The sequence below is a fragment of the Natronoflexus pectinivorans genome (genome assembly GCF_004345615.1).
Lineage (GTDB): Bacteria > Bacteroidota > Bacteroidia > Bacteroidales > Marinilabiliaceae > Natronoflexus > Natronoflexus pectinivorans.
Genome location: NZ_SLWK01000015.1, coordinates 69,503 through 80,201, shown reverse-complemented (window position 1 = coordinate 80,201; position 10,699 = coordinate 69,503). Strand labels below are relative to the sequence as shown.

Annotated in this window: 9 protein-coding genes; 4 read left to right on the top strand and 5 right to left on the bottom strand. The window is 37.5% G+C overall.

Annotated elements, in window-relative coordinates; genetic code table 11:
- Positions 1–542: 542 nt before the first annotated feature.
- Positions 543–2,462 (top strand): BNR-4 repeat-containing protein, encoded by a 1,920-nt coding sequence (locus tag EV194_RS14950; RefSeq protein ID WP_132435011.1) that lies wholly within the window; start codon positions 543–545, stop codon positions 2,460–2,462.
- 502 nt (positions 2,463–2,964) lie between these two features.
- Here EV194_RS14950 and EV194_RS14945 read toward each other — a convergent pair.
- Positions 2,965–3,717 carry an SDR family oxidoreductase gene (locus EV194_RS14945; RefSeq protein WP_132435009.1) on the bottom strand — a complete coding sequence of 251 codons (753 nt, stop codon included), beginning with the start codon at positions 3,715–3,717 and terminating at the stop codon, positions 2,965–2,967.
- A 135-nt stretch (positions 3,718–3,852) separates the two neighbouring features.
- Between EV194_RS14945 and EV194_RS14940 the strand changes: the two genes are divergently transcribed.
- Complete coding sequence (locus tag EV194_RS14940) at positions 3,853–5,136, top strand: carboxypeptidase-like regulatory domain-containing protein (RefSeq protein ID WP_132435007.1); 1,284 nt, start codon at positions 3,853–3,855, stop codon at positions 5,134–5,136.
- Positions 5,137–5,275: 139 nt separating this feature from the next.
- Here EV194_RS14940 and EV194_RS14935 read toward each other — a convergent pair whose 3' ends face one another.
- A complete protein-coding gene (locus tag EV194_RS14935; RefSeq protein ID WP_079557845.1) occupies positions 5,276–5,551 on the bottom strand; it encodes a hypothetical protein in 276 nt (91 codons plus the stop codon).
- Positions 5,552–6,128: 577 nt separating this feature from the next.
- Here EV194_RS14935 and EV194_RS14930 point away from each other — a divergent pair.
- Positions 6,129–6,692, top strand: coding sequence for a helix-turn-helix domain-containing protein (locus EV194_RS14930; RefSeq protein ID WP_132435005.1), 564 nt, complete (start codon positions 6,129–6,131; stop codon positions 6,690–6,692).
- A 12-nt stretch (positions 6,693–6,704) separates the two neighbouring features.
- The gene (locus EV194_RS14925; RefSeq protein ID WP_132435003.1) at positions 6,705–8,336 is read left to right on the top strand and encodes an AMP-binding protein; all 1,632 of its coding nucleotides are present in this window, start codon (positions 6,705–6,707) and stop codon (positions 8,334–8,336) included.
- 75 nt (positions 8,337–8,411) lie between these two features.
- Here the strand turns inward: EV194_RS14925 and EV194_RS14920 are convergent, their stop codons facing one another.
- The 3 genes from EV194_RS14920 to EV194_RS14910 form a co-directional block, all read right to left on the bottom strand.
- Positions 8,412–9,485 (bottom strand): endo-1,4-beta-xylanase, encoded by a 1,074-nt coding sequence (locus EV194_RS14920; RefSeq protein ID WP_243699426.1) that lies wholly within the window; start codon positions 9,483–9,485, stop codon positions 8,412–8,414.
- A 71-nt stretch (positions 9,486–9,556) separates the two neighbouring features.
- Positions 9,557–9,799 carry a DUF3820 family protein gene (locus EV194_RS14915; RefSeq protein WP_132435001.1) on the bottom strand — a complete coding sequence of 81 codons (243 nt, stop codon included), beginning with the start codon at positions 9,797–9,799 and terminating at the stop codon, positions 9,557–9,559.
- A gap of 9 nt (positions 9,800–9,808) precedes the next feature.
- On the bottom strand, positions 9,809–10,642 hold the full coding sequence (locus EV194_RS14910) for an aldo/keto reductase (protein ID WP_132434999.1): 834 nt from the start codon (positions 10,640–10,642) through the stop codon (positions 9,809–9,811).
- Positions 10,643–10,699: the final 57 nt, after the last annotated feature.

The window sequence follows — 10,699 nt, the reverse complement described above, 5'->3', positions numbered from 1 at the left end:
CGCCGATGGTACTGCGTAAAAGTGGGAGAGTAGGTCGCCGCCGACCTTAGAAAGGCCAACAGTTTTATACTGTTGGCCTTTTTTTATGTCCAAAAAAGTAATGCGGTACAGGGTTATAGACAACCACAACATTTACAAAGAGTACACGAAGTTTACTATATCCATTGCGTTCATTGTGATAACATGGTGCCCATTGTGGTTATATCTTATTGTGCCTTATGTGGTAAAAGATGGTACTTGCGTAAAAGTGGGAGTCCCGAATGCTCGGGATTGCGCTACGCTCCATTCCGGTCGCCGCCAACCTTAGAAAGAAGCCGATTCAGAGATGAGTATTTTGAACGCTGAAACGTAAAGTCGCAAAGGGTTTTCTGATTACATCTTTATAATCTTTAGATATGGTTAAAATATGGATTTCATTTTTTTAGATTATCTGTTATAGCGAATTTCTTCTATACTTTTTTATTTATTTAAAAGCGTAATTAGTTGTTAATTATTAGTTTTACATACTTTGATTTTGATTTTTAATCGTTAAACTATTTGTAATGAGATTCTTAGTAATTATTATCCTTGCAATTTGTAATTGGTGGAGTATTTTATCCTCACAGGAAACGTATTCAGGACATGTTGTATCCGAAAAAGGGGCATGGTGTTGGTTTGCGGATCCAAGAGCTTTACATTTTGATAATGGGCTAATTCAAAATACCTATATTGGATACATAGATGTTCATGGAAATATTAAGGCTACACAACATAGTTTTACAAGTGGAGAAACCAAAGAGGTTTTAGTAAGGTCATATTTTCAACCTGACGACCATAACAACCCAACGTTTTTGGTTTTGCCAGACAATAGAATAATGATTTTTTATTCGAGGCATACTGATGAGCGCGCTTTTTATTACAGGATATCAAGTAAACCAGGTGACATTACTTCTTTGGGGGACGAAAAACGGTTGGCAACCAATCATAATACGACATATCCGTCGCCTTATATTTTGAGCGACGACTCAGACCATATTTATCTTGCTTGGCGAGGGATTAATTGGCATCCTACGATAGCAAAACTAAGTTTACCCGATGAAAATGATGATGTAGATTTTGTTTGGGGGCCACATCAGATTGTACAATCTACTGCTGCCAGGCCTTATGCAAAGTATTCTTCAAATGGAAAGGATAAAATATTTATGGGCTACACCACTGGTCATCCCGACAATGAAAATCCAAACTATGTTTATTTTCATTATATAGATATTAATACCATGCAGCTGGTTGATGTTATGGGCAATATTATTTCTAGCATAGTAGACGGTCCTCATCATGTAAGTGCTACTAATTATTACACCAGTTCTAACCCCAATGCAGTTGTTGATAACAGCCATTTTCGTAATTGGATATGGGAGGTAACACAGGATTCTGAAGGAAATCCTGTGTTGGCTATTGTCCGAATTAGTAATGATAAGCGATCTCATAATTATTATCATGCCCAATGGGATGGATTTGGTTGGGTTAAAACCTTTTTGGCGAATGGTGGAGGGGCTTTTCATCAAACCCCTGGTTTAGAAATGTGTTATAGTGGTGGAATGGCGTTGGATGGCGACAATCCAAATATAATTTATTGTTCGGTTCCTGTAGATGGTGTATACGGACAAGTTTATGAAATAATAAAGTATACTGTAAATAGCGATGGGAGCGTTACTAGTGAGCAAATAACAACTAACTCTAAAAAAAACAACATTCGTCCTTTCTATACTCCCTTTTCGGAAAATACAAGTTTAAACCTTGTATGGATGCATGGCGATTATTATGACTGGATTGTTAGCTCAGCCCGTCCACAAGGTTTTCCAACCGCAATTCATGCCCATTTTGATTTTGGGGTTGGAGATGTTGATGTTGAAAGAGATTTGGTTGTGTTTGAAAATTTTGAAAACGATATTGCCGGAACTGCAACGGTTGAAAACGGGAATTTAGTTGTAACAAAAAGCAGTTTTGGAATTATTTCAACCAATGATAACCTTAGTGCTTTTTCTGTAACAGTAACACCTTATATTTCACATGAATCCTACGAAGGGACTATTTTAACAATAGGGGATTTATCATATTCTTTAGACGAGGGGTCTATAAAGCCCTACTTGTCATACCGATCCAATACTACGTACAGTAGTACAAATGTACTTGGAACTTCAGATGCCTGGAGAAATGCCAACAGAGGCACAGGGGGACACTGGTATGAAATTACAAAGTTTGATTTTTTTACTTTAACGCTCACATATAATGGGAGTGAGTTGAGGGTTTATATTAATGGCCTTTTGGATCAATCCCTAGATATAATTGGTTTGGAGTTAAATGATGTCTCCATTGGTGGTTTTGATGGCGTTGTAGAAAGCTGTTATATTCATTCCAGGGCTCTGAATCAGCTTGAGGTAAAAGAGATTGCTGATAAGCTAAATGAAATTTTAAGTTATTGAGAGTTTGGTGAGATGGAGATTTCGAAATTTATATACTCTCACATCCTCCATAAGAGGATGATTTTAACTGGGACGGAAATTAAGTGATTTTCTCCTGATGCGAACATCCTAACACATTTCGGTATTGTGAAATTTCAAGATGCAAAAGTTTCATTATCTTTTACAGCATAAATAGTTAATTATAAAGGGTTTTTGATGTAACTGTATTGCCTCGAAGCATTCAAATCAATGTTGTTTTAAATTATTTGTTTAATCCGCAAGATGAGTTTCTCGAATCAGGTTTAGGCAGATTAGAAGCTCAAAGTGACAATAATAATCATTTCCAAATATTTGGGCATGCCAAGATAAATGGTGTCCTGGTTTTGTGGACTAATAAAAATTGAGGATTCTCTACTAATTGGATATCTGATGGATTCAAATGTAATTATAGATTTAGTGTAGCAGTTAAAATTAATCCGAATAGGTTTGATCGGCTTCTGCGAGTATGCGACTAAAGAATGCATCATACACTTACTCCACCATCAATATTGAAAACTTGGCCTGTAACAAATGATGCAGCATCGCTCAGAAGCCATGATGCAAGTTCTGCATAATCTTGAGGGTCGCCTGTGTGACCGACAGGTATGGATTCATCCAGTTGTTTCTTTGCCTCTGTCAAAGAAATGTTTTTTTGTTCGCTTAGTTTTTTATAGAGTCTTTCAATTGCTTTGGTTTCATGAAAACCCGGCGCTAATACATTGAAGGTTATTCCTGTACTTTTATATTCTGTAACGAGTGTCCTTACTAATCCGACAATGGCCATTCTTAGTGAGTTGCTTAAAACCAGATTGCTGACAGGTCTGGTGACTGATGTGCTCTCACTGAAGAGGAATCTTCCATAATTTTGCTTTAGGAAAACTGGCAATAGATGTTTGACCAGTTGTATTTTCCATCTGATAACCAATTGATATGCATCATCCCATTCGGAGATCGATAAATCTTCAAATCTTCCAGCTGGTGGTCCACCTGCATTTATAAAAACTCCATGAATTTTTTCTGGAAGCGATGCTGTCAGATTCATCAGAAAGTTGTCATCAGTAACATCTCCCACATGAATTGAAACAAAATCAGAATGGGACGATTTCAGTTGAATGAGTTTTTCTTCACCGCGAGCCACGGCAATCACTTTTTGTCTTTTCAATGCCAGGTTTTTAGCAACTGCTAATCCTAAACCAGAACTCGCTCCTGTAATTAGATATGTTTGAGAGGTATTCATGCGTAATACTTTTTTGTTCTTATCAAAATAACATTTTTCAACGTGCAATGTTTACTTTTTATTCTTTTGGATAAGGGTATTTTCAAATATCTGTGTCATGAAGTAAAAGATTGCATAAAATTAAAAATAAAAGTCATGGAAAATTTCCGTTTTAATTCAGGTTTTATAACTCAAAAAATAACCAGGTTATTTGTTTTGATGTTATTGGTTCTTCCCCTTAGCGTAATGGCTGAGAGCAATGAAATTGCCGAAGAAAGGGTGACTCTCATTAGAGGGAAGATAGTTGACGCTTCATCAAACGAGCCTCTGATTTTTGCAACTGTTTCTGTTGCTGGTAGCAACATAGCCACAGTATGTAACACAGAAGGGGAATTTCTTCTAAAAGTTCCAAATGAATTATTAGAGAGGAATGTAGAGTTTTCACATATTGGATTTGAGATGAAATCCATACCCATAAAAAACTTACAAAGCCCCAGTAACCGAATAGAAATGAATATGATCTCTGTATCATTAGTGGAAGTATCTGTATTTCCATCTGATCCTGATTTGTTGATTCGAGCAGTGATGAACAGAAGAGCTGATAATTATATGGATGTGGCAATGCATAAAACGGCATTCTACCGCGAATCAGTAAGAAGGGGTTGGTCGTATGTTTCACTTACGGAAGCCGTTGTGGAGATTTACAAACATCCATACAACAGAGCCCGAGAGGATCAGGTTCGTCTTAAGATAGGACGGAAAAGCACTGATTATGGTAGAATGGATACATTGGCATTTCGTATTCAGGGAGGTCCTTTTTCAGCATTAATGTTAGATATAATGAAAGATCCTTACACTTTGTTTGATGAAGAGATGCTGCAATACTATAATTTTACGATGGCTAATCTTACCAAAGTAGATGACCGATTGTTGTATGTTCTGGATTTTGAACAAAAGAAAGATGTGAATATACCGTTGTTTTACGGTTCTTTATATATTGACACAAAAACTCTGGCTGTTACAAACGCTGAATTTCGAATGAATATTGAGGACAGAGACGAGGCAGCGCGTATATTTATTCGTAAGAGACCTATTGGCGCCAGAGTTTGGCCAACCGAAACTTATTATCAGGTTAATTATCGGGAACACGATGGAAGATGGTATTTTGGCCATGCAAGGGCACAACTTTCATTTCGGGTAAATTGGCGTCGAAGATTATTTAACAGGAATTACCATACTACCATGGAGATTGCAGTTACCGATTGGAGAGAGACTGATGACAGGCCATTCAGAGCGTCGGACAGATTGAGAATGAATGTGATCATGGAGGATGCTGTTGAAGGATTTGCTAATGAAAACTTTTGGGGAGATTACAACGTGATTGAACCTGAACAACCAATTGAAAATGCGATTCGCAGAATTCAACGTAGCTTGGATTAATTTGACATGATGGAAATAATGACATGCTACTCATTTTTTCATGAACAAACTATTAACAAAGAATGGTTAATTTCTAAACAATAACCAATTGTTAATTACAGAAAACAGGCACTTTTAGGTGCCTGTTTTTTTATGTTAATTAAAAATCATCATCATCATCAAAATCATCATCCAAGAGGGCGTCAATGTCATCTTCATCAAAATCATCTACAAAATCATCGTCCTCATCGAAATCATCCTCATCAAGATCAATATCGATCTCATCCATGTCATCCAGATCGTCTTCATCGGGAAGATCATCCTCATCAAAATCGTAATCCTCATCTTCCAGGAATTCATCCAAATCTTCATCAAATTCGGCATCATCGTCAATATGACTTTTGATGTAAGCATCATTAAGTAAGCTCTTTCTCATGGTATTAATTTATGATGTTTGTTTTTTCAAATATATAGAAACCTTTATCATATTAGAAAACTTCGCGAATTTTTTTTCTGTTTTTTATTTACATCTTTGATTTGCAACATCAAACATTAAATTATCCTGTTACTTGGCAGGATCATTGTTCTATTTTTCGATTATACGGCACCTTTTTATATTTGGTTTACTTTTTTGCACAAATTTATTTACATGGAATTAATTTAAATTAATTCCGATTGCTTAATCATATAACGTGATAAAAGTCATAAAAACAGGTGTTTAATGTGCTGATCGTTGTTTGAATCTGAAACGACTCCCAATGCTACGTAAAAAATCAAATTCAATATTAATGATTATTTACAAATTAGTCTATTTTTGTGTTTCGCTCATTGAACATCGGGAAAAGTTTATGGCATAAAAGGTAGAACTTTAGCAACTATCTTTGTCAAATTCCTATAAATCTTTTAGCGAATGATAAAATAAATTCGCCATCAGATATTTGTTCGCTTTCTATATGCTAGCTATTTTAAAGATAAATGCTATTTAACCAATAACTTAAAACAAACTATAGAAAATGAAACCAGGAGAAAAGATTAAGGCTCTGCGCGAAGAAAAAAAACTGGAGCTTAATGAAGTTGCCGACCGGGTGCAACTGGAAGTAAAACAACTAGAAGGTATTGAAACCGGAGATTTAGCTCCTTCCCTGGGAGTTTTAATTAAGTTATCGAGAGCTCTTGGCGTACGCTTGGGCACTTTCTTAGATGACCAGTTGAAGCAGGGAGCAGTCATCACCCGTAAAGGTGATGCATCTGAAACACCTCGTTTGGCCGGTGCCAATAATTCTGCCACAGAGAAACTGGCATTCTTTAGTCTGGCAAAGGAGAAGGCTGATCGTCATATGGAACCATTTATCATTGATATCAAACCTGGCGTTCCTTCAAATCCTCTGGCCTCAACTCACGAAGGAGAGGAGTTTATTTACGTACTAAGCGGTTCGGTTTCCATTACTTACGGAAAAGAGGAGTTTATTCTTAATGAAGGTGACAGCATCTATCTTGATTCAATTGTAAATCATCAGGTTTATTCAGCAAACGATCAATCAGCTAAGCTGTTGGCTGTAGTTTATTTGCCTGTATAATACATTTTTCTTATGGAATTGTTAAATGAAACGTTGGGTGGAATGCTCGAAAAGTGGGCAAAAGAGACACCCGATACTGATTTTATGGTATACCCCGATCGTGGACTCAGATTTTCTTATGCTGAATTTAACGAAAGGGCAAATAACCTGGCCAAAGGCTTAATAGGAATTGGAATAAAGCCTGGCGATAAGGTTGGAATTTGGGCCAACAACGTTCCCGATTGGCTTACCTTTATGTTTGCAACTGCTAAAATGGGAGCAATTTTGGTAACCATCAATACAAATTACAAATTATCTGAGCTGGAATTTTTAATAAAGAATGCAGATCTGAATACTTTGTGTATCATTGATGGGTATCGTGACAGTGACTATGTGAACATGGTATTTGAGTTGGTTCCGGAGCTGAAAGATTGCCAAAGGGGACACTTAAAGTCTGAGAAATTTCCTATTCTTAAGAATGTAGTATTCATTGGGCCCCAGAAGCACAGAGGAATGTTTAATACCGCTGAATTGCTATTGCTTGGAAGCCAGATGGACGATAAAGTTTTGACCGATATCAGTTCAAAGGTTGATTGTCAGGATGTAGTGAATATGCAATATACATCAGGCACAACGGGTTTCCCGAAAGGAGTGATGCTGACACATTATAACATCCTTAATAATGGCTATTGCGTTGGTGAAAACATGAATTACACCAACGAGGATCGTCTATTGGTATGTGTACCTCTTTTTCACTGTTTTGGGTGCGTATTAGCTGTTTGTGCCATAGTATCGCATGGAGCAACCATGGTCTTTGTTGAAGATTTTGATCCTTTACGCGTACTAGCAGGCATTCAAAAGGAGAAATGTACCGCGATATATGGTGTTCCTACCATGTTTATTGCCGAACTGAATCATCCGATGTTTGATATGTTTGATTTGACATCTTTGCGAACCGGAATTATGGCAGGTGCACTTTGTCCCATTGAAACCATGCAGGAGGTCATGACACGGATGCATTGTAAGGATATTATTATTGTTTATGGATTGACCGAAACTTCGCCGGGAATGACGGCCACAAGGGTATTTGACTCTCCAGAAGTGCGTGCCACCACCGTTGGTACCAATTTGCCTTTTGTGGAGGTGAAAGTGGTGAATCCCGAAACCGGTGTAGAGTGTGCTCCCGAAGAACAGGGTGAGATTTGCTGTCGTGGATATAATGTCATGAAGGGTTATTACAATAACCCTGATGCCACCGCCAAAACCATTGATAAAGATGGGTGGTTGCACTCGGGAGATCTGGCAGTAAAAACCGCTGACGGTTTTTATCGCATAACTGGCCGTATAAAGGATATGATAATTAGGGGAGGAGAGAATATTTATCCTCGCGAAATTGAAAATTTTCTTTACAAACTACCTCAGGTGGAAATGGTAGAGGTGGTTGGAATTCCTGACGAAAAATATGGAGAAATTGTAGCCGCATTTATTAAGAAAAAAGGTGAAGCAGCATTAACTCAGGAAGAAGTACAAGAATATTGTCGTGGAAAAATATCACGTTATAAAATACCTAAGCATGTTTTCTTTGTGGATGATTTTCCGAAAACTGCCAGCGGTAAAATTCAAAAGTATAAGTTGAGAGATATTGGGTTGAAAATGATAACCTAGAGATGGCTTAAAGCTAATTGCATTTTAATAAAAGCGCCAAAACCGAAAAGTTTTGGCGCTGTTTTTTAATCTATTTTAGTTCTGACTACTTTTGAGCCCTTCAATAAAGCCAAAGTATGCAGGTTTTGGATTATAGTCCGCATCATATAAACAAGGCCAATCATTTAAACGGAAAAATGGCCTAATCCATGAGTGGCTGTCAACGAATCCCCAGAAGGTCATACCATATCGTTGTTCTGCTGGAACATTTCGAATATAGGCTTCGGCCAGCCATTGATGTTTTTTACCCTGTGCCTCTAACATCTCCTCAGTTACTTCATCATAAATTTGAATGCCACCACCAGGATTGTCATCATGTTTGTTGAAAATTACATCAATTTCCGAAAGGTGAATCTGAAGTCCTGTCTCTGCTGCTCTTCTCAATGTGTATTCAATGGTTTCTTCATCAATATCCATTCTTATGTGCATCTGAAAACCAATTCCTGAAATGGGGACTCCTTGTTCCAGTAGTCTTTCAACCAGTCGTAAAGTAGCATTAAATTTAACGGTGTCGCGTTCAATGTTATAATCATTGTAAAAGAGAATGGCATCCGGATCGGCTTTGTGAGCCAACCTGAAGGCTCTTGCAATAAATTCTTCACCAAAAGCGTCATACCATATTGAACTACGAAATTCTCCTGTATGATCCATTATAGCTTCATTTACAACATCCCAGCCAGCAACTTTGCCTCTGTACCTGGAACCATAAGTTAGAATGTAGTCCTCCATAAATTGGGCAAGCCAGGTGCTGTCAGGATTTTTTTCCTGTAACCACCTTGGAGTGCTTGAATGCCAAATAAAAGCATGACCATGAAGACGGAAATTATTTTCCTGGCAGAATTCGACAACTCTATCCACCTCTTCCCAATTAAATTCATTTTCTGCTGGCATAATTCGATGCATTTTCATGTCGTTATCCAGTGTGATGCTATTAAAATCAGCTTTTATCATGCTTCTTAGTTGTTCATTGTTAAACAGCTGGCGTGGACTTGTTGCCGTTCCGATAGGAAAATCGGCATAGTCTTTAAGGCCTTTGTCGCTGCTGTTTTCTGCTTGATTGCTGCACGATAACATTAGAAAAGATGCAAGAATTACAGTTAATAATTTCATTTTGTTTACTTTAAGTTTTAAGAAATGATTTTCGATATAATAAAAACAGCCCTAATATATAAAATATTCAATTAACGAAAGGTCTCCTTTCGCAAGGGTTTTAAAAGGAATTCAAGTCCGTTTAATTTTATTTCATATAAAGTGTGCAACATCATTCCAAGTTTTCCTTGCGGAAAGCCTTTTTGATACATCCAGACCAGATAATATTCAGGAATGTCACTTAATATATAACCTTTGTATTTCCCGTAAGGCATTCGCATGGTGACTAACGCTGTTAATATTTCCGGCTGAATGCCGCTTGTATGATTGGCCATTTGAATTTATCAAAAGTTAAAATTATCCGGGTCAGCACCAACTCTTCTGTTTTGATCCAGTTTGTCTATGGCTTTCATGTCATCTTCAGAAATTTCAAAGTCAAAAATCTGAGCATTGCTTTCAATTCGATTCTTGTTGGCACTTTTAGGAATGGTGATAATTCCTTTTTGCAAGTTCCACCTGAGAACAACCTGTGCAACGTTTTTACTGTATTTATTGGCCATTTTTTGAAGCTCTTTTATATCAAAAACCTCGCCTTGCATAAGAGGACTCCAGGCTTCAGGCCGAATATTCAATTCGAGGCATTTTTTCACTAAATCTGGTTGAACAAGTCTTGGGTGAAATTCGAATTGGTTGACCATTGGTTTTACATCACAATCTTGTATGAGGTCGTCAAGATGATGAGCCAAAAAATTACTGACCCCAATTGCCCGCACTCTACCATCTTTATAAAGCTTTTCCAGAGCTTTCCAGGTTTCTTTGTACTTACCTTTTACCGGCCAATGCACAAGGTAGAGGTCGAGGTAATCGGTCGATAGTCTTTTTAGCGATTCGTCAAATGCCTTGAGAGTGTTGTCAAAGCCCTGATCAGAATTCCAAACCTTGCTGGTGATAAAGACTTCATCTCGGTTTAAATGCGCATTGCTGATGGCTTCACCAACTCCTTCTTCGTTTTCGTATATGGTTGCAGTATCAATATGCCGGTATCCTGCCTCCAAAGCCCATGTAACCGAGTTGATTACCTCGGAGCCTTCGCGACTTTTAAAAACACCAAGACCAAAATATGGCATCTCTACACCATTGGCCAGTGTAACAGTCCCTTTTATGTCGGTAAGTTTCATACTATGAGTGTTATGTGGTTATTATATTGATGATTGCGTTGCAAAATCAGGTTTTGA

Coding starts and splice junctions, on each gene's coding strand:
- EV194_RS14910 (WP_132434999.1), bottom strand. CDS start 10,642: ATGAAACTTACCGACATAAAAGGGACTGTTACACTGGCCAATGGTGTA.
- EV194_RS14935 (WP_079557845.1), bottom strand. CDS start 5,551: ATGAGAAAGAGCTTACTTAATGATGCTTACATCAAAAGTCATATTGAC.
- EV194_RS14950 (WP_132435011.1), top strand. CDS start 543: ATGAGATTCTTAGTAATTATTATCCTTGCAATTTGTAATTGGTGGAGT.
- EV194_RS14930 (WP_132435005.1), top strand. CDS start 6,129: ATGAAACCAGGAGAAAAGATTAAGGCTCTGCGCGAAGAAAAAAAACTG.
- EV194_RS14925 (WP_132435003.1), top strand. CDS start 6,705: ATGGAATTGTTAAATGAAACGTTGGGTGGAATGCTCGAAAAGTGGGCA.
- EV194_RS14915 (WP_132435001.1), bottom strand. CDS start 9,799: ATGGCCAATCATACAAGCGGCATTCAGCCGGAAATATTAACAGCGTTA.
- EV194_RS14920 (WP_243699426.1), bottom strand. CDS start 9,485: ATGAAATTATTAACTGTAATTCTTGCATCTTTTCTAATGTTATCGTGC.
- EV194_RS14945 (WP_132435009.1), bottom strand. CDS start 3,717: ATGAATACCTCTCAAACATATCTAATTACAGGAGCGAGTTCTGGTTTA.
- EV194_RS14940 (WP_132435007.1), top strand. CDS start 3,853: ATGGAAAATTTCCGTTTTAATTCAGGTTTTATAACTCAAAAAATAACC.